Annotated in this window: 25 protein-coding genes and 1 other RNA gene; all 26 read left to right on the top strand. The window is 49.5% G+C overall.

The window, feature by feature from the left end:
* Positions 1 to 59 precede the first annotated feature (59 nt).
* The 26 genes from L5L91_RS04585 to L5L91_RS04460 all read left to right on the top strand — a co-directional run bounded on the left by L5L91_RS04585 (position 60) and on the right by L5L91_RS04460 (position 16,240).
* Positions 60 to 287, top strand: a complete 228-nt coding sequence (locus L5L91_RS04585; protein WP_011070967.1) for a Mu phage regulator Ner — start codon at positions 60 to 62, stop codon at positions 285 to 287.
* On the top strand, positions 280 to 2,439 hold the full coding sequence (locus tag L5L91_RS04580) for a DNA-binding protein (RefSeq protein WP_263235779.1): 2,160 nt from the start codon (positions 280 to 282) through the stop codon (positions 2,437 to 2,439). Before L5L91_RS04585 ends, L5L91_RS04580 begins: the two co-directional genes overlap by 8 nt.
* Positions 2,440 to 2,509: 70 nt before the next feature.
* Positions 2,510 to 3,229: an AAA family ATPase gene (locus L5L91_RS04575; RefSeq protein WP_173497580.1), complete on the top strand. Its 720-nt coding sequence runs from the start codon at positions 2,510 to 2,512 to the stop codon at positions 3,227 to 3,229.
* Positions 3,230 to 3,284: 55 nt separating this feature from the next.
* The gene (locus tag L5L91_RS04570; protein ID WP_212600758.1) at positions 3,285 to 3,851 is read left to right on the top strand and encodes a hypothetical protein; all 567 of its coding nucleotides are present in this window, start codon (positions 3,285 to 3,287) and stop codon (positions 3,849 to 3,851) included.
* A complete protein-coding gene (locus L5L91_RS04565) occupies positions 3,838 to 4,332 on the top strand; it encodes a helix-turn-helix domain-containing protein (protein ID WP_212600757.1) in 495 nt (164 codons plus the stop codon). Before L5L91_RS04570 ends, L5L91_RS04565 begins: the two co-directional genes overlap by 14 nt.
* Positions 4,332 to 4,550, top strand: coding sequence for a hypothetical protein (locus L5L91_RS04560; RefSeq protein WP_263235776.1), 219 nt, complete (start codon positions 4,332 to 4,334; stop codon positions 4,548 to 4,550). The genes L5L91_RS04565 and L5L91_RS04560 overlap by 1 nt, the downstream gene beginning before the upstream one ends.
* A gap of 1 nt (position 4,551) precedes the next feature.
* Positions 4,552 to 5,187, top strand: a complete 636-nt coding sequence (locus L5L91_RS04555) for a DUF3164 family protein (protein WP_263235774.1) — start codon at positions 4,552 to 4,554, stop codon at positions 5,185 to 5,187.
* A 19-nt stretch (positions 5,188 to 5,206) separates the two neighbouring features.
* Positions 5,207 to 5,515 (top strand): hypothetical protein, encoded by a 309-nt coding sequence (locus L5L91_RS04550; protein WP_263235773.1) that lies wholly within the window; start codon positions 5,207 to 5,209, stop codon positions 5,513 to 5,515.
* 2 nt (positions 5,516 to 5,517) lie between these two features.
* Positions 5,518 to 5,590: hammerhead ribozyme type II (locus tag L5L91_RS04545), an RNA gene on the top strand.
* Positions 5,591 to 5,605: 15 nt separating this feature from the next.
* A complete protein-coding gene (locus tag L5L91_RS04540; protein ID WP_263235771.1) occupies positions 5,606 to 5,827 on the top strand; it encodes a hypothetical protein in 222 nt (73 codons plus the stop codon).
* Positions 5,821 to 6,456 carry a gp16 family protein gene (locus tag L5L91_RS04535; RefSeq protein ID WP_263235770.1) on the top strand — a complete coding sequence of 212 codons (636 nt, stop codon included), beginning with the start codon at positions 5,821 to 5,823 and terminating at the stop codon, positions 6,454 to 6,456. The genes L5L91_RS04540 and L5L91_RS04535 overlap by 7 nt, the downstream gene beginning before the upstream one ends.
* Positions 6,449 to 6,904, top strand: a complete 456-nt coding sequence (locus tag L5L91_RS04530) for a Mor transcription activator family protein (RefSeq protein ID WP_219233598.1) — start codon at positions 6,449 to 6,451, stop codon at positions 6,902 to 6,904. Before L5L91_RS04535 ends, L5L91_RS04530 begins: the two co-directional genes overlap by 8 nt.
* Positions 6,905 to 6,956: 52 nt before the next feature.
* Positions 6,957 to 7,487, top strand: a complete 531-nt coding sequence (locus tag L5L91_RS04525) for a hypothetical protein (RefSeq protein WP_263235769.1) — start codon at positions 6,957 to 6,959, stop codon at positions 7,485 to 7,487.
* Between the two features lie 47 nt (positions 7,488 to 7,534).
* A complete protein-coding gene (locus L5L91_RS04520) occupies positions 7,535 to 7,966 on the top strand; it encodes a hypothetical protein (RefSeq protein ID WP_263176018.1) in 432 nt (143 codons plus the stop codon).
* 29 nt (positions 7,967 to 7,995) lie between these two features.
* Positions 7,996 to 8,409, top strand: coding sequence for a hypothetical protein (locus L5L91_RS04515; protein WP_263235768.1), 414 nt, complete (start codon positions 7,996 to 7,998; stop codon positions 8,407 to 8,409).
* Positions 8,410 to 8,506: 97 nt separating this feature from the next.
* Positions 8,507 to 8,803 (top strand): hypothetical protein, encoded by a 297-nt coding sequence (locus L5L91_RS04510; RefSeq protein WP_263235767.1) that lies wholly within the window; start codon positions 8,507 to 8,509, stop codon positions 8,801 to 8,803.
* Positions 8,793 to 9,374: a lysozyme gene (locus tag L5L91_RS04505; protein WP_263235765.1), complete on the top strand. Its 582-nt coding sequence runs from the start codon at positions 8,793 to 8,795 to the stop codon at positions 9,372 to 9,374. Before L5L91_RS04510 ends, L5L91_RS04505 begins: the two co-directional genes overlap by 11 nt.
* A complete protein-coding gene (locus L5L91_RS04500) occupies positions 9,371 to 9,940 on the top strand; it encodes a hypothetical protein (RefSeq protein ID WP_263235764.1) in 570 nt (189 codons plus the stop codon). Before L5L91_RS04505 ends, L5L91_RS04500 begins: the two co-directional genes overlap by 4 nt.
* Positions 9,941 to 10,036: 96 nt before the next feature.
* Positions 10,037 to 10,261, top strand: coding sequence for a hypothetical protein (locus L5L91_RS04495; RefSeq protein WP_263235763.1), 225 nt, complete (start codon positions 10,037 to 10,039; stop codon positions 10,259 to 10,261).
* Complete coding sequence (locus L5L91_RS04490) at positions 10,258 to 10,593, top strand: DUF2730 domain-containing protein (protein WP_263235762.1); 336 nt, start codon at positions 10,258 to 10,260, stop codon at positions 10,591 to 10,593. The genes L5L91_RS04495 and L5L91_RS04490 overlap by 4 nt, the downstream gene beginning before the upstream one ends.
* The gene (locus L5L91_RS04485; RefSeq protein ID WP_006087224.1) at positions 10,593 to 10,889 is read left to right on the top strand and encodes a hypothetical protein; all 297 of its coding nucleotides are present in this window, start codon (positions 10,593 to 10,595) and stop codon (positions 10,887 to 10,889) included. The genes L5L91_RS04490 and L5L91_RS04485 overlap by 1 nt, the downstream gene beginning before the upstream one ends.
* A 2-nt stretch (positions 10,890 to 10,891) precedes the next feature.
* The gene (locus L5L91_RS04480; RefSeq protein WP_173497597.1) at positions 10,892 to 11,146 is read left to right on the top strand and encodes a hypothetical protein; all 255 of its coding nucleotides are present in this window, start codon (positions 10,892 to 10,894) and stop codon (positions 11,144 to 11,146) included.
* Complete coding sequence (locus L5L91_RS04475) at positions 11,136 to 11,705, top strand: DUF3486 family protein (RefSeq protein WP_263235761.1); 570 nt, start codon at positions 11,136 to 11,138, stop codon at positions 11,703 to 11,705. Before L5L91_RS04480 ends, L5L91_RS04475 begins: the two co-directional genes overlap by 11 nt.
* Positions 11,705 to 13,345 carry a hypothetical protein gene (locus tag L5L91_RS04470; protein ID WP_131525317.1) on the top strand — a complete coding sequence of 547 codons (1,641 nt, stop codon included), beginning with the start codon at positions 11,705 to 11,707 and terminating at the stop codon, positions 13,343 to 13,345. The genes L5L91_RS04475 and L5L91_RS04470 overlap by 1 nt, the downstream gene beginning before the upstream one ends.
* Positions 13,345 to 14,946, top strand: a complete 1,602-nt coding sequence (locus tag L5L91_RS04465) for a DUF935 domain-containing protein (RefSeq protein WP_263235758.1) — start codon at positions 13,345 to 13,347, stop codon at positions 14,944 to 14,946. The genes L5L91_RS04470 and L5L91_RS04465 overlap by 1 nt, the downstream gene beginning before the upstream one ends.
* A complete protein-coding gene (locus L5L91_RS04460; RefSeq protein ID WP_263235756.1) occupies positions 14,939 to 16,240 on the top strand; it encodes a phage minor head protein in 1,302 nt (433 codons plus the stop codon). The genes L5L91_RS04465 and L5L91_RS04460 overlap by 8 nt, the downstream gene beginning before the upstream one ends.
* Position 16,241: the final 1 nt, after the last annotated feature.

Genomic DNA, 16,241 nt, shown 5'->3' with positions numbered 1-16,241 from the left:
ATCGCGCACTTGGCAAGTTGCGCAATGCGCGAGTAATCATGTTAACACGGAAAAATACCATGAAAATAGAGAATGCCAATCACATCCATGCAGCGCTAAGAGCGCAAGGGCTAACTAGCCGTGCATGGGCTGTCTCTAAAGGCTTCAATCCGAGAACCGTTCAGGACTGCATCAAGATGTTTGCACCCTGTAAACAGCGTAAACCAAAACGCGCTTTATCTCGCAAGATAATTGAAGAAATCAGCAAAACCATTGGCTGCGACTTGTTGAGGGAAGAACATGAATAAAGCATGGTTCAGCCCTCAAGAGCTTCTGCAATTACCTGGCATGCCCACAACCGTTCAGGGTATCAGGTTTAAAGCAAAGACAGAAAGCTGGGAGTCCAGAAAGAAAGAGGGTAGCAAAGGATTTGAATACCATCTTGGTAGCCTTCCTCCTATCACTCAGGCGCATCTACGTCAGCAAGCCGTAAAAAATACGACAAGCCGAGAAGTCGCAGCAGCACGCCAATTGATAACTACGCCAGCAAGTCAGCTCGTTAAAAAAACGGATTTACAACAGCAATTTTTAACTCTGCCTAAAGCGAAGCAACAAGTTGCTATGGAGCGTCTGCAGTTACTCAATGACATGGCGAATTTCATCGCTCCCTTTGTTGAAGTCGGTCGCCGCACTGAAGGTGTCATGGTATTTGCTAAGCAGTGCAATCAATCAAAAGCCACCCTATATCGCTGGCAAAAAGCCTATGACGAAAAAGGATTAATGGGCTTGGTTGATACTCGGGGCGGTGCGCAAGTCAGCGTGATGGAAGAGCAAAAAAACCTGCAACAATTCTTAATTGCTTTAGTCACGGGCAAGCCGCATTTGCTCGAAAAATACAAAGTCCAACAGCAAGAAGCACAAAAGAAAGCCGCAGAACATGGCTGGATTGTCCCTTCAATTGGCTCAATCCGTCGTTGGATACGTCGCTGGCATAGCGACAACATCGCCGCGTTTACCGCGCTAACCAATCCCGATGCGTACAATAATTCGCACCGTCCACTCTACGGCACCATGTACCCATGGCTCAGTGGCCCTAATCAAGTTTGGGAGTTCGACAGCACACCAACGGATGTCATGCTCAATGCCCACGGCAAACTACGTCGTTATGCCGTTGTGGCAGCGGTTGATGTTTATACCCGCCGCCCCATGGTCTTAGTCACCCCAACTTCTAACGCCGAAGGCATCTGCCTATTACTGCGTCGCTGCCTAATCAACTGGGGCATGCTGGAAGCCGATGGGGTTGCGCGTACCGACAACGGTTCTGACTACGTCAGCTTAAGAGTAAGTGGCATTTTCGATATCTTAGGTATCGACCAATCCCGCACCCGTCCATTTAGTGGATGGGAAAAGCCCTTTATCGAGCGTTTCTTTGGCACATTAAGTCGCGCCCTATTTGAGTTATTGCCTGCTTATATTGGCCATAACGTCAGTGATCGTCAGCAAATCGAATCAGCAAAAACCTTTGCCCAACGTATCGGAGGCAAAAACAAGGCCGCCAATAAAGAAGAAGCCTTATCAGTTGCAATGACGCCAGAAGCACTGCAAAAGATGATCGATGACTGGATTCAATATGACTACATGCACCAGGTGCATGAAGGGTTTAAAGGCGCGTTAAAAGGTAAAACGCCCTTTACTGTCATGAGTGAAAGCACCTATGTCGCTAACCGTGTAGCTAATCCCCATGCACTCGACTTATTACTTAATCATGTCGGCGATGCCACGGTTATTCGCGGTAGCGTGAGTGCAGGCAATATCCGCTATACCGCCCCCGAACTCCAAGAAAGTATCTGGGACAGAAAGCGGGTTCGCGTATTCCTCGATCCATCCGATGTTGGCCGCGCCACTTTATATGCCCTAGATGATTGGCAGCAATGCGTCGATGCGGTGAATTTAGACCTGATTGGCCGCGATATCGATCCGGCAGCTTTCCGCAAAGCACGCAATGAAGACAAAAAAGTGCTAGCCAGTTTCCGCCGTGCAGCAAGGGAGCTACAAGAAAAATTTGGCATCGATACCTTAGCTGCCGAAGGCTTGGCCAAAGCCGCAGCTGAGCGTGGCAGCTTAACCATTTTTACCCCTAAACCTAATACCACCGATAACCCTGCACTGGCGGCACTTGCACAAGCAAACGGCCAAGGCAGTAGTGAAAGTGATAAGCAACTCGCCAGCTTAAGCCACCAAGCTCAAGCCATTAGCGAGGTTGCTCAAAGAGTTAACCACAATCACGCCACAGTTATGCGTACCGAACATGAAAAAGCCGAAGAGTTAACGCTTGCAACGCTTGAGCGTGAGCTAAGTGAGCGTGAACAGCTATGGCTTAAAGAATACCGCCTCAAATACCGCATGTTTGCCGCAAGGCTCGACAGGCAATTAGAGGCTGTAAAAAAAGCCGCCAAGTAGGATTGGCGGCTTTTGGAAAGGACGAGGAAGTCCTATTTAACACTATGTATACCACCACGGAGTATAGATTATGAAACACAAAATTGTCGAAGTTAAAAATGTATTGGCATGCCTAGAACTGATGGAGAACCTACAGGGGCGCTCATCCATTACCCCAGGCATTGGTTTAATCCATGGCCCATCAGGATTTGGTAAAACCACCACACTTTGCTGGCTTATCAACCAACTAGGGGCAATGAACGCCGTTTATGTGCGTTGCTATGCAACCGACACTCCATCCTCATTTCTCGCTCGAATTATGGAGGAGTTGGGCTCTGAAATACTTTATCCGATGCGTAAAAGCGTCGACTTTATTGTTGACCGTATGAATGAGCGCCAACTGCCACTGTTTATCGACGAAGCTGACCACATTGTTAGTCAAAACAAAATCATGGAAACCATTCGCGATCTCTATGACGCCACCGAACAACCTGTAGTGCTAGTCGGCATGGAAGAAATCGCCCGCCGTATCAGTCACCGCAAGCAGCTTTTCAACCGTGTGAGCGAGTGGGTGGAGTTCCAGCCAGCCGACTTATCCGACGTTCACAACTTTGCTACTGAGCTTTTAGATGACCGAGTTACCGTGGCCGATGATCTGTTGGAGCATATTCGCAAACGCAGCGGCGGTGAGGTACGCCGTATCCTGACTGCGCTAGAGAAGATTGAGCGCAGCGCAATCGCTAATGACATGGATATTGTCACCCTCGACAACTGGGGCGACCAGCCATTGTTTTTAGAATTTAGGCGTTAACCAAACCCACGCCACTTAGAGCAAATAAGGGTTAGGTCATTTTTAGGGATAGGTCATGACGAACAAAACCGAAATGGCATGGGCATGGGCCCAAGCTCAAAAGAGTTTCACCAGGGATGAGTTAGCAGCGGCCATCGAACTACCGCTTGATCAGTGCTCGAGCATTATTGAAGCACTTAAAAAACAAGGCTGTATAAAACCTACTGCATACCCTACACCAGAGCGTTTCAAAGGGGGCTTTACCCCTAAGCGTTACAAACCATGCAAGCAGGCTGAATACAAACATCGTGGTTCAGGGAGGGCGCAGAAACACCGCGCAGGCACTGGGCAACAGTGTGTTTGGCAATCTATGCGTTTGTTGCGCAACTTTTCATACCCAGATCTGGTGGCCACTGCTGAAGTCAGCATGAGCACCGCCAGAGTTTATACCAACTTTCTTATCAAGTTTGGCTATGTGCGTATGGTACGAGGTCGCTCTGACCATCTGCCAACTGCAGAGCGAACAGGCGTTTATGCCGTATATCGCTTGATTAAAGATACAGGTCCCATCGCACCGAAGCGTCGATATAAAGTGCTTTTCGACGCCAATTTAAACAAGGAGATCCACTATGAAGTGGCTTGAAGTGATGGCCGAACAGGTCGAACTACATGGACAAAGAGCGGTGGCGGAAAAGCTAAAAATTTCCCGCACCACTGTTAGCCAAGTTCTCAACCACAAATATCCTGGTGATATGGATCGCATCCAAAAGCTAGTTGAAGGGGCATACATGAACCGCACAGTACATTGCCCTGTGCTGGGGGATATTCCCCTAAATGAGTGCCTTGATCACCAGCGCAATATCCGCACCACTGGCAGTCCTATTCGCATCAAGTTGTACCGCGCTTGTCGTTCAGGCTGTCCTAGCAGCAGTTTGGATATGGCTCAGATTTTTAGCGTGCAGTCTAGCCTCCAAGCCCGCCGTAACGAATATGACGCCGAAGGAGCAATTCGTCGCTTACAACTGCAAGCGGGGGAGGATAAATCGGTACTGATTAACTTACTCAAAGATGAGCTTAAACACCTTGGAACCAAGTTTAATCGAGTGATGAAGGAACAAAACTGATGAGACACCACAACCCAAAATTCGATGTGATTAGCGCCCTAAGACTGCGCGGCATGACAGTGATCCACTCAGGCGTGAAAGTCGTGCAAATCGACAAGCCAACCGCTGATTTTCGCCGCATGGCCGTGGACATTATCGAGAACATTAAAGGCATTCGTTGCCGTTGTATGGCGGTGCAATTTCATGGCGTTACAGTGCGCTGGAATGAGGACAAATAAGATGAACACACAAGTACAAACCCACAGCCAAACCGCTATTCCGCAGGGCTACCGCAAAAACGCGGTAGGCGATTTGGTACATGAAGACCGTATTAAGGCCGTGGACAAACTGCGCGATGAAGTGGTGCTGGCTATTGTCGGTTCAGCCAAAGAACTGCGTGAACAGATGCTTAATTTCAAACTGATGACGATGGCGCAAATTGATGGCTTTGCCGAACTATCGGCCAGTGAATATGGCGTTAAGGTCGGTGGCAGTAAGGGCAATATTTTGCTTACTAGCTTTGATGGCAAGTACCAAGTGCGCCGTGCAGTGGGTGAACACCGCGTATTTGATGAACGCATTCAAACCGCTAAAACCTTGATTGATGATTGCATTAAAAGCTGGAGCGGTGGCGCGGATACTCGCTTGATGGCCATGGTTGAGCATGCCTTTCGGGTAAACCAACAAGGTCGTATCGACGTTAACCAAGTGCTCAGTCTGCGCCAGCTGGATATCGACGATGCCAACTGGAAACGGGCCATGGACGCCATAGCCGACGCGATTCAGATCACAGGCACTAGTCAGTACCTGCGCCTATATGAGCGTCAGCCTAATGGCAAATACACCCAACTACCACTGGATATCAGCACCCTTTAGGGTGGGCAAGGAGCACATCATGACACTCAGCACACAATCGGGCATTCAACACCTATTCGATGACAACCAAGCCGCACTCGATCGTGTGGCGTTTCAATTACGCCAAGCGACCTTACTTGAAGCCAGCTTTGACAATCTGCGCAGCGAGCTAAGTGGCCTAGCTGCTGAAAGGCCGCATTACTGCTTGATGATGTGCGCCGCGCTGCTCAATGCGCTTAGGGAGTTAAGTCAAGAGTTTGCGGGCGAGCGCCGCGCTGTGATCGCCTTTTTTATGGAGAAGTCACTCAATAATTTAGAACTGCTAGAGCCAAAGCCAGCAATGCTTTAACCCTGCGAAACCCGCTCCATAGCATGGAGCGAGGTCTGTCTAATGTAGTGATTAGGCACTGATGAGCAGCTAACCAAAGAGCAAAGATGAATGACACCCTACGCTAAACGCTTACTCAAATATGCCATGGATTATTGCCCCATTCGTCATGTACGTAAGGGGAAAACCAAAGCCGAACTACGCAATGATCGCGAGCAATGGGCTGTTAACTTTTTAAATGCAGCAACACCGAATTGGCAGCAGCTTAAGAGTCAACCTAAAGCCATCAAGATAGTATCCAGTGCGACAACCGATGAGGATGACGAATGTTAGAAACTAATCAAAAAGCCCCTGTGCAGACTAATGCGCAGGCGCACCCAGTCGCTCAACACAAGAAGCGTCTGATCACTTTAATCAATGTGGCTAAGGGAACATTGAAGCTCGATGAAGCCATCTACCGCGCCATGCTGAAAAATGCCACGGGTAAAGATTCCTTGCGGGCAATGAACTTGCCAGAGCTTGAACAGACGCTAGAAGTGTTTAAACAAAAGGGCTTTAAACCTACTGTAACCAACAATAAAACAGCGGTTAAACGCCGTTTAAGTCCTGCTGCGGGTAAAAGCAAATTGGCCAGCATAGATAAAATACGTGCCATTTGGATCACCATGGGCCACCACTTAGTTATCCAGGATAACAGTGAATCGGCGCTCGATGCCTATGTGCGTCGTATGACGCTACGCAGCCGCATCGCTAACAACCAAACCCAGGGCGTGGATGCCACCGCTTGGATGACCGAACCGCAAGCATACAAAGTGCTTGAAAGCCTGAAAAACTGGCATAAGCGCGTGTTGATTGATCGCATTATTGCTCGTGGTGAACGGCTAAAGATGAATGAAGCAGGTACACGTCCCGCAAACTATGAAGTGATCGTCGCGCAATACGAGGGGCATGGCCATGAGTAAGCACATCCTAAACGCGGTTAGCATTCCCGAAAACCAATTGGATTTATTGTCCACCAGTGCCGCCGAGCTGGAACAAGCCCTCGAAACCTTAGCCACGCTTAAGCCCGATGAGCGTGAGGACTTCATTCGTCGCTGGCCTTCAACCTTGCAAAGCCTATGCGACGTGATGCGCCAAACCCTAAAGCAATACGATATTGATAATGCCGATAATGTGAGCGAAGCCTTAGCCACTAGTCTAAGCGCCTACCTAGGCGGGCGGGATATCTACATCCCCAATGGCGAACGCCTTAAGGATGCGTTGCGGGATATCCGAATTTGGCGCGAGTTTAAGGGCAATAACCTAGAGCAGTTAAGCCGTGACTATGGGCTCACCGAACGCCGGATCAGCCAGATAGTGGCAGAGCAAAGAGCAGCATTTGTGGCAAGGAAGCAGAGGAGGTTGTTTTAAATATAATTTTTGTGTAATAGTCTAAAAAAATAAAATTGTTAATATGGATATTATGAAAAAAAAACTAAGTCGTTACGCATTAAAAAAATGGCTAGTTAGTACGACTGGCATTGTTCTAACGTCGGTAGCATTTGTTCAGGACATCAATACGATAAAAATAAATATCACAAACCCCAAAGTTTTGGCGCAGATGATTGAAAACCCAAAGCTTGAATTTCCTAAAGGTCATTATCTGGTTGAATATAAACTCTCAAATAACATCGCTGACGATGCTGTACCTGTAAGAAGAAAAACAATTTGGGCAATGAGTATTGAAGCGAATACTAGAAAGGGGATTAAGCTAGGTGATTTCAGTAGGTTATACGAAGAGCTAGAAGGTTATCAATACTGTGTGAAAAGTTTAGATACTAATCCGGCGTACAAGATATTAGGTCTATTAATAGAGCAACCTGACTCTCCGTTGGAACTTGCGTCCTTACTAGAAATTTTAAAAAAACTAGCCATTTTTAGCTCAATTGAAGATGGTTCCGGTTTTATGCATCTAGGGAACTCAGTAATTGGGAAAATCCCACTACCTCGATAAATGATATAATTTAAAATGGAATTGTTAAACAGTTAGGACGTTGAAACATGATTAAATGGATATTACTCACTAGTTTTGTGGCACTGCATAGTACAAATGTAAATGCTGAAATTTATAAGTGCACCATTGATGGTGTTGAGTCCTACAGCCAAGATCCATGTGCCGATAATGCGCAACTGATCACCGTCACTCCACCCGCTAAACTACATTCTGGTGAGCAACTCAATGAAGATGAGCTGGTGCAACAATGTATCGATAGACTCAAAATTGTAGGTGACTTTAAAGACCCTGATTCGATAAAAGTTATGGGCCATTTTTTTGAATGGCTCGAAGATGATAGTGGCCCCCGTCGAGTTTTACAGTTAAGGATAAATGCAAAGAACAGTTACGGAGGTTATAGTGGTGCTGACTTTCACCCATGTTTTTTAAACCACAGTGGAACTAAGTTAAGTGATAATCAATATCTCATTAAGAGATAACCATAAAATTCAATACTTAAGGATGATGTATGACGCCTATCTCTTTGATTGCTGCAACTAAAATTTATAATAAAATCCTGGGCAAACATGATGAATTATTCAGTGAGTTTAATGATTGGTTGTTTACAAAAGGAATGTCGCATAATCCAAATTCATTTTTAGTGATCTTTAATAAACATGTTGAAATGTCTATCACGCCTTTCTATATCGATGGGTTGGTTGGCAAGGTAGAGTTTAATTTATTAGAATCGCTAGATGGTACAGATAAAAAGTCTAAATCATTGCTATTTAATGTTTTTATCAATAGTGAGGGGGAGTATGGGTTTGCAAGTTCAAATGAGAGCCGTATTGATTTTTCAGATGAATTTGATGAGCATGAAAGAGATATCTTTATGCCTGTATTAAAAGCTTTTTTCACACACTACAAAATTGAAACTCGTTAGTTACTATCTGAATTCTGGCTAATCCCGAAACCTTTCCAATCCGCTCCAAACCCTTAAGCCGAGACAATGAACCCATGTTCACTGTCTCGGTTTTTTTATGGCCTTTGTCACCCACAATAACTTTCGTAGCGGCGTTAACAGTATGCCGATTGCGAATGCGCAGCCCAAACGCATACAAAACCGAGTCTATCGCCAGTGCGCTAAGGACGGTTTTAATGCCCGCATCAAGGCGGAGTTAGCAGGCGATGTGCCCGCCACCGTACCCGTGTATAGCCACAGTCTCACTCGTCAAAGCTACTTTGAACAAGGCTGGCATGCCGTCACTCACCTCCATGTTTTAAAAGCCCGCGATCAACGCAAGGCACAAGCTATGGCGGTACCTAATGAACAGTAAACTCAAAGCGATTTTACTGGCCGCTGGCTTAAGTTCGGCGGCCATCACTGGCGCACAGCTTACCGATAAATGGGAAGGCAATAGCCTGAGCGTCTATATCGATGCGGTTGGCGTGCTGACCGCCTGCCGTGGCCATACGAGCAAAGACTTAAAGCTTGATCAAACCTTCACCGAGCAGCAATGCATGGAGATTTTTGCCAAGGATATCGCTCGCGCTGATAAGCAGTTGCTGCAACTCACGGCCCCTGTAGCACTTACTGATGGCGAGCATGCGGCCTATCTGTCGTTTATGCATTGGGCGGGCTATGGCAATTTTGCCAGCTCAACCCTGCGTAAAAAGCTGCTTGTAGGGGATCGTGTGGGTGCCTGCAAGGAGCTAACGCAGGCCTGTTCCACCAATCCTCAAACGGGTGATCGCGTCTGCAATGGTTGGACCTATGGCACCCGCCTAGGTGTCAAGGTGCGACTGAATGGGCTGATTAAACGCCGCGCCGAAGAGCAAGCGCTATGCCTTAAACAGCTGGGCTTAAGCGAACAGGGCTTCTCGCAATCAGCTGGGGGCGCGCAATGAATCCCTCTCAAATCATTAGCACTGTGCAGTGGCTATTTTTGTCACTGGCATTAGTCACCATTGGGCTGATGTACCACCAACAGCAGAGCACTAAGAGCCAGCTCACCCAAGCGTTAACTGACAATGCTGCCCTAAAACAGAGCGCAGACACCCTAGCGGTATGGCTGCAAGACGCCAATCTTGAACGCATTGCCCTAAAAGACGAAGGCGAAACCCTCGCCCTACAGGTGCAAACCGTTGAGCAGCAAAAGGCCGCGTTAGCCAACCGCAATCAAGATCTTAACCATCAACTCACCCAGTTACTTGAGGACGCCCAGGATGAACAAACACAAGCATGGCGTGTGGCTAGTGTGCCTAACGATGTTGTGCGCGTGTTCGACAACGCCGCCCGCTGTGCGTTACGTGCCCACTTACAAGACAGCGTATGTGTTGCCGCCCGAAGCACTGATGCGCGAGTGCAACGTCACTCAGGTACCGCCACAGGTATTGCAGTGCCTGCAAACCCAGAAGGAACAGTGCCTATCCAACCCAAAGTCAGCGGGGATAATGCTCTCGTTACTCACTGACCTTGGGCAATGCAACCTCGACTGGCAAGCCCTGCACGATTGGCGGCAACGCCATCAAACAGACCAAACAAAATAAGACAAATATTAGGGATAGGCATGGACGAAACCGATTGGGCTAGCAATATGGAAACCCGCGAGCGAGCTGCCTGTGTTGATGCAGTTCGGGATGCTGCCAGGCACAAACAACACAGCACTGGCAATGGCATCTGTATTGATTGCTTAGAGCCAAATGAGCCACAGCGGCTTAACGAGTTGCGCTGTATTAGTTGCCAACAGGATGAAGATAAGCGCCAAAAGCAGCGCTATGGGACGCGTTTATGATCGAATCGTTATTTGAATTTTTCGGCAAGTACTGGGGCTTTATTGGCAGCGTGATTAGCGTTTTCTGCGCTTTGTTAATGGCGTGGTTTAGCACGCGATTTACCCCACGGATTGAGCATGAAAAGGTGATCCAAAAGGTGGCCGAAATCGACAAGCGTTTAAGCGAAACTGAAATGCAATTGGAGTACATGCCAACCCGTGACGAACTGCATGCGCTCGATAAAACTCTCACAGGTTTAGGTGAGCGCTTTGGCGCAATGGAACAAGGCATTAGGCGCTTAGAAACCAAGACCGACATGCTACTCGAAAACGAACTGAAAGGAGGCCATTAATGGCGATGCAGCAAATTATCAATGAGCACCAACGCCTTGTGGTGCTTCGATTACTGACCGAGGCGGGAGCCTTCGCACTCAATGAGTCCATCTTACAAGATGGCTTAAATGCCTACGGCCTCGACATTAGCCGCGATGCCTTGCTGGTGCAGCTCGCTTGGCTTAACGAGCAAGGGCTGATTAAAACCGAGTTAGTGGGCAAAGTGACCACGGCAACGCTAACAGGTCGCGGCCAAGATGTGGCGACAGGCCGCGCGGTTGTGCCAGGGGTTAAACGTCCACGGGCGGGAGAGTAGCCATGGCAAGAGCAATCCTAAATCGTGGTGAGCTTGCAGGCATCCGCTTAGTGGCGGATTTGTTTGTGATCCGTGAACTCGAAAAGAACGTGCTTGCTAAAAACGAGCACGTTAAGCCGCACATCAAAGCGCTAGACCAGCGCCTTAAAAAGGCAGTTCCCAAGGTGTTTGCGGCAGAAGCCGAACTACAGAAGCAAGTCCACTTAGTTCGTGCGCAGTGGCTGCGAGAATGGGAGGGGTTAGACGATGGCGAGTGAAACCCGAGGCCGACGATCTAAGGTGGATTTACTGCCTGATCCTATCCGCAAAAAGCTCGATGCGGGGCTGCGTAATGGCTCGATTCAGCAGATTGATTTGCTCGATGAAATCAATGCGCTGATTAAAGCCGCAGGCTTACCTGAGGAAAGCCAGCTTTCCCGCGCGGGCATCAACCGTTACGCCACCAAGATGGAGGCCGTGGGTAAATCCCTACGCGAAATGCGTGAGATCACCCAAGTGTGGACGGCAGAACTGGGCGATAAACCGACGGGAGAAGTCACAAAGCTGATCCTTGAAATGGCGCGTTCACAGCTATTTAAAGCCCTTTTAAACCAAGATGAAACGGGTGAAGGTGCCGACGTTGGCATGATTAAAGATGCCATGTTAGCGGTGCAGCGTTTGGAGTCTGCTGCCATGGCCAGCCATAAGCGCGAGAAAGAGATCCGCACCGCGTTCGCGGCCGAAGCGGCTAATGCCGCCGAGAAGGTCGCGAAAACCGCAGGCTTAACCAGTGATGCCGTGGCCTTGCTTAAACGTGAAATACTGGGGATTGCCTGATGACCATTAAAAAAAAGGTGTTAGCGGCCGCGACTGCGGTAGCGCTAGCCATCACGCCAACGGCAAGCAGCTTTGATCCCACGTATGAGGCAAGTTGCCTAAGTCGCTTTGATCCTAAAGAGGTGCTGCTCGGTTATCAGAAACGCTGGATAGCCGATGAGTCTCCACTCAAGATTGCCGAAAAGTCGCGCCGAACTGGACTCACTTGGGCCGAAGCTGCCGATGCTTCTTTAACTGCTGGCGCTGCCCGTGGCCAAGGCGGGACTAACCATTTTTATGTGGGCAGTAACAAGGAGATGGCGCGGGAATTTATCGACGCTGCGGCCATGTGGGCCAAAGTATTTGATAAGGCCGCAGGCGAAATCCAAGAAGAAGTGTTTGTTGATGAAGGCCAAGACGGTAAAGAGATCCTGACCTTTGCCATTTACTTTGCCTCAGGTTTCAAGGTGCAGGCACTATCGAGTAATCCCTCGAACCTGCGCGGTATGCAAGGCAATGTGACCATTGATGAAGCCGCGTTTCACGAGCGCTTGGCCGAAGTGCTAAAAGCGGCATTGGCGCTGACCATGTGGGGCGCGAAGGTACGCTTGATCTCCACCCATAATGGCATTGATAACCAGTTCAATGAGCTGATTAATGATTCCCGTGCGGGTAAAAAAGATTACTCCATTCACCGCGTCACCTTAGATGATGCCTGTCACGAGGGGCTGTATAAGCGTATTTGCCAAGTGCGCGGCATCGAATGGAGCCAAGCGGCCGAGGATGACTGGAAAGCAAAATTACTCAAAGCCACCGCCACCGAAGAGGATGCGTTAGAAGAATACTTCTGTGTGCCAAAGTCGGGCGGTGGTGCCTATCTTAACCGCGCGTTAATCGAAGCCCGCATGGCCAGCGTGACGGATAGCGGCCCCGTTATTCGCCTTAAAAAAGACGATGCTTTTGGACAATGGCCAGAGGGTTTACGGGCGGCGGAGATCCTTAAGTGGTGTGAGGATGAACTAAAGCCGGTTCTCGATAGCTTAGACCCTGCACGCCCCCATTGCTTTGGTGAAGACTTTGCCCGTAGTGGTGACTTAACTGTGATTGACGTGGGGGAAATCGCCCAAGATCTCCACATCAAAACCAAGTTACAGGTCGAGCTTAAAAACATTCCCTTTCGCCAGCAAGAGCAGATCCTGTTTTACATTGTGGACCGCTTACCACGGCTGAGGGGCGGCGCGATGGATGCGCGCGGGAATGGCCAAGCGTTAGCGGAATACGCCCAGGATAAATACGGCAGTGAAGTGATCGCCTGTGTGATGCTATCTGAGTCCTTTTACCGCGAGCAAATGCCACGCTTTAAAAGCCACTTTGAAGACGGGCTTATCACTATCCCAAGGGATGACGACACCAGTACTGACCTGCGGGCCTTAAGCATTAACCGTCGAGGTACGCCATGCCTTGGCGATGTGCGCACAGGCCAAGAAAAAGAACGCCATGGTGATGCCGCGATCAGCCTGTTCTTGATGGTATACGCCTCCACCTTAGACGGTGCCCCCATAGAGTTCACTCCCATTCCTAGAAGTGATCACCGCAATCCGAATGCCGCAGCAAGTGCCCATGAGGATGATGATCATCAAACGCAGCGAGGTTGCTGGTAATGCAAGAAAAAACAACTGAATCACGTATTTTGGACGCCAGTGGTCGGCCGTTTAAGCAGCGTGAAGCCAAAGCACTGCAGACCGACGATGTGCGTTTAATTGGCTTGCAACGTACCTTTAGCCAGCACCCAAGTAGCGGCTTGACGCCCGCCAGTGCAGCCAATATTTTACAGGCCGCAGAGCAAGGCGATCTCATTGCCCAATGTGAACTGGCCGAAGATATCGAAGAGAAAGACGGCCACCTATATGCCGAGTTAGACAAGCGCAAACGGGCACTGATCGGCGTGGATTACTATTTAATACCGCCCCGTAACCCGACGCCACAGGAAAAGGCCGACACTGAATATCTGCAAGAAATGCTCGAAGAAGGTAACTGGGTAAAGACGCTCATTAAGTCAATGAGTGATGCCATTCTCAAGGGCTTTAGCATGCACGAGTTAGCCTGGACGCGAGAGCTAGGCGAATGGTTTATTGAAGTGCCTGAGTATCGCGATCCGTCTTGGTTTATGACTCATCCTGAGCGGCGCAACGAACTGCGGCTGCGTGATGCCACGGTCAATGGCGCTGACCTGTGGCCCTTTGGTTGGATCAAACATATTCATCCAGCCAAGTCGGGCTATGTTAGCCGCAGTGGTTTAGTGCGTCAGTTAATTTGGCCGTTTATTTTTAAAAACTACAGTGTGCGCGACTTAGCCGAGTTCCTTGAGATCTACGGTTTGCCGCTGCGTATTGGTCAGTATCCAGCGGGTGCCAGCGATGAGGAAAAGCGCGCCCTGTTAAATGCAGTGATGAGCATTGGCCATAACGCGGGTGGCATTATGCCCAAGGGCATGGTGATGGATTTTGAGAGTGCCGCCACAGGTCAAGCCGATCCCTTTGATTTGATGATTAGCTGGGCTGAAAAGACCATGAGCAAGGTGATTTTAGGCGGCACCTTGACCAGCCAAGCCGACGGTAAAAGCTCAACTAATGCGCTCGGTAACGTGCATAACGAAGTACGCCAAGAGCTGCGCGATGCAGACCTTAGCCTGATTGCCGAAACCTTAACCCGCGACTTAGTGGCCCCTTTATATGCGCTTAACTGCAAGAGTTATCAAAGCCATCGTCGTCATCCTCGTTTAGTCTTTGATACCACAGAGGCCGAAGATTTACGCGCCTTAGCTTATCCGCTGCGGGCGTTCGTCAGCATGGGCATGCAGATCCCACAAAACTGGCTGCATGAAAAGACCCGTATCCCTAAGCCCGCTAATGGCGAAGCCGTGCTGGTGATCCAGCAAGAAGACCCCAATGCCAGCGCTGCAGGCGGTAATGACAATCAGCAGACGGCATTGGCGGCTTTAGCCGCGAAGCAGCCGGATGCCCCGTTGAGTGAACCGAGCCAAACCGCCTTAGATAAAGCCTTGGATGCACTCACTCAAGGGCAAATGAGCGAAGCCTATATGGCGATGGTTGAGCCATTAATGGAACAACTGCAGAGCGAGCCGGAGCAACTGCGCGCCCAGCTGGAAAAGGACTATCCCGCCATGGATACCGAGCAGCTTACCGAAACCTTAGCGCGGTTAATGTTTGTGGCTGAGTTGTGGGGCATCGCCAATGCCTAAAACCGTTGATTTAAGCATTGCCATTAACCAAGCCCCCGCCGATGCGGTGGCTTATTTTCGTGCCAAAGGCTTTGCTATCAGTGACGATTGGCAAGACGTGTGGACCCGCGCCCACGCCCGTGCGTTTACGGTGGCCAAGGCGGCACAGATGGATGTGCTCACGGCGATCCGTAATGAAGTGGATGCAGCCCTAAGCCAAGGGTTAACCGCTAAGCAGTTTCAGGCCAACCTTAAACCTCAACTCGAAAAGCTCGGATGGTGGGGTAAAAAGGAAGTCGATGGCCGCGAGGTACAGTTGGGTAGCCCGTATCGGTTAAACACCATCTATCGTCAAAACCTGCAAACCGCCTACATGGCTGGGCGCTATCGGCGCATGTTATCGCGCACTAAAACCCACCCCTATTGGCAATATGTGGCGATAGATGACGGTCAGACACGGCCAGCCCATGCGCGGCTTAGGGGTAAAGTGTTCCGCTTTGACGATCCAATATGGGACATCATCTATCCGCCCAATGGTTGGGGCTGTCGTTGCCGCGTTCGGGCGTTAACTGAAGCGCAGGTTAAGGCGATGGGGATCACTGTGGAAAATGGCGAAGGCTATATCCATCGCTTTGACACTGAGACAGTCGCACGGGGAACGGGTGAAGTCTTGACTGTGCCCCATGCACGTATCGATCTGCCTGACGGTAGTAGCATGAGTCCCGATTTAGGCTGGGCCTATAGTCCAGGCGAAGCCGCCTTTGGTACCGACGTGGCCGTCGCTAAAAAGCTTGGCACTATTCAATCCCTCGATACCCGCGCGCAGTTTATTCAGGCACTCAATAATAGCCCGCTGCGCCAAGCCCAGTTTGCCCAATGGACGGATGAAGTCCTTGCCGCCAATCCAGTACAAAAGCGGCGATCAGGCTTAGGCGTACAGGCGTTAGGTTTTATGACACCCTCGATTCAAGCCGCAGTGACAACGCGCTTAGGGCGAGAGCCCAGCGCATTACTTGCTATAAGGGAACGTGAACTGATATCGAAAAGCGCATCGAATAAGTCACTTAGCCGCGAGGCGTTAACCCAATTGCCGCTGATGTTAGCAGAGCCTGAGGCAGTGCTGTGGGACAGCGAAAATCAACACTTGCTGTATGTGTATCCTGCTGCGGGTGAGAGCGATGGCAAAGTGATCATCAATAGCGCATGGCAGCTAACGCGCCAGCCTAATGAGGGTGAAGTGCAACTGCTGACGTTATCACTAGCAGATCTGCAGCAAGCTCAATACCAAGTGCTTGAAGGCAAGTTAAGAGGGTAGG

The organism is Shewanella sp. SM55 (genome assembly GCF_025654025.1).
GTDB lineage: Bacteria > Pseudomonadota > Gammaproteobacteria > Enterobacterales > Shewanellaceae > Shewanella > Shewanella oncorhynchi.
This window is presented reverse-complemented; position numbering and strand designations above follow the sequence as displayed.

What these genes read in the sequence shown, in the direction of transcription:
- L5L91_RS04585 (WP_011070967.1), top strand. Translation starts at nt 60, where the DNA reads ATGAAAATAGAGAATGCCAATCACATCCATGCAGCGCTAAGAGCGCAA.
- L5L91_RS04580 (WP_263235779.1), top strand. Translation starts at nt 280, where the DNA reads ATGAATAAAGCATGGTTCAGCCCTCAAGAGCTTCTGCAATTACCTGGC.
- L5L91_RS04575 (WP_173497580.1), top strand. Translation starts at nt 2,510, where the DNA reads ATGAAACACAAAATTGTCGAAGTTAAAAATGTATTGGCATGCCTAGAA.
- L5L91_RS04570 (WP_212600758.1), top strand. Translation starts at nt 3,285, where the DNA reads ATGACGAACAAAACCGAAATGGCATGGGCATGGGCCCAAGCTCAAAAG.
- L5L91_RS04565 (WP_212600757.1), top strand. Translation starts at nt 3,838, where the DNA reads ATGAAGTGGCTTGAAGTGATGGCCGAACAGGTCGAACTACATGGACAA.
- L5L91_RS04560 (WP_263235776.1), top strand. Translation starts at nt 4,332, where the DNA reads ATGAGACACCACAACCCAAAATTCGATGTGATTAGCGCCCTAAGACTG.
- L5L91_RS04555 (WP_263235774.1), top strand. Translation starts at nt 4,552, where the DNA reads ATGAACACACAAGTACAAACCCACAGCCAAACCGCTATTCCGCAGGGC.
- L5L91_RS04550 (WP_263235773.1), top strand. Translation starts at nt 5,207, where the DNA reads ATGACACTCAGCACACAATCGGGCATTCAACACCTATTCGATGACAAC.
- L5L91_RS04540 (WP_263235771.1), top strand. Translation starts at nt 5,606, where the DNA reads ATGACACCCTACGCTAAACGCTTACTCAAATATGCCATGGATTATTGC.
- L5L91_RS04535 (WP_263235770.1), top strand. Translation starts at nt 5,821, where the DNA reads ATGTTAGAAACTAATCAAAAAGCCCCTGTGCAGACTAATGCGCAGGCG.
- L5L91_RS04530 (WP_219233598.1), top strand. Translation starts at nt 6,449, where the DNA reads ATGAGTAAGCACATCCTAAACGCGGTTAGCATTCCCGAAAACCAATTG.
- L5L91_RS04525 (WP_263235769.1), top strand. Translation starts at nt 6,957, where the DNA reads ATGAAAAAAAAACTAAGTCGTTACGCATTAAAAAAATGGCTAGTTAGT.
- L5L91_RS04520 (WP_263176018.1), top strand. Translation starts at nt 7,535, where the DNA reads ATGATTAAATGGATATTACTCACTAGTTTTGTGGCACTGCATAGTACA.
- L5L91_RS04515 (WP_263235768.1), top strand. Translation starts at nt 7,996, where the DNA reads ATGACGCCTATCTCTTTGATTGCTGCAACTAAAATTTATAATAAAATC.
- L5L91_RS04510 (WP_263235767.1), top strand. Translation starts at nt 8,507, where the DNA reads ATGGCCTTTGTCACCCACAATAACTTTCGTAGCGGCGTTAACAGTATG.
- L5L91_RS04505 (WP_263235765.1), top strand. Translation starts at nt 8,793, where the DNA reads ATGAACAGTAAACTCAAAGCGATTTTACTGGCCGCTGGCTTAAGTTCG.
- L5L91_RS04500 (WP_263235764.1), top strand. Translation starts at nt 9,371, where the DNA reads ATGAATCCCTCTCAAATCATTAGCACTGTGCAGTGGCTATTTTTGTCA.
- L5L91_RS04495 (WP_263235763.1), top strand. Translation starts at nt 10,037, where the DNA reads ATGGACGAAACCGATTGGGCTAGCAATATGGAAACCCGCGAGCGAGCT.
- L5L91_RS04490 (WP_263235762.1), top strand. Translation starts at nt 10,258, where the DNA reads ATGATCGAATCGTTATTTGAATTTTTCGGCAAGTACTGGGGCTTTATT.
- L5L91_RS04485 (WP_006087224.1), top strand. Translation starts at nt 10,593, where the DNA reads ATGGCGATGCAGCAAATTATCAATGAGCACCAACGCCTTGTGGTGCTT.
- L5L91_RS04480 (WP_173497597.1), top strand. Translation starts at nt 10,892, where the DNA reads ATGGCAAGAGCAATCCTAAATCGTGGTGAGCTTGCAGGCATCCGCTTA.
- L5L91_RS04475 (WP_263235761.1), top strand. Translation starts at nt 11,136, where the DNA reads ATGGCGAGTGAAACCCGAGGCCGACGATCTAAGGTGGATTTACTGCCT.
- L5L91_RS04470 (WP_131525317.1), top strand. Translation starts at nt 11,705, where the DNA reads ATGACCATTAAAAAAAAGGTGTTAGCGGCCGCGACTGCGGTAGCGCTA.
- L5L91_RS04465 (WP_263235758.1), top strand. Translation starts at nt 13,345, where the DNA reads ATGCAAGAAAAAACAACTGAATCACGTATTTTGGACGCCAGTGGTCGG.
- L5L91_RS04460 (WP_263235756.1), top strand. Translation starts at nt 14,939, where the DNA reads ATGCCTAAAACCGTTGATTTAAGCATTGCCATTAACCAAGCCCCCGCC.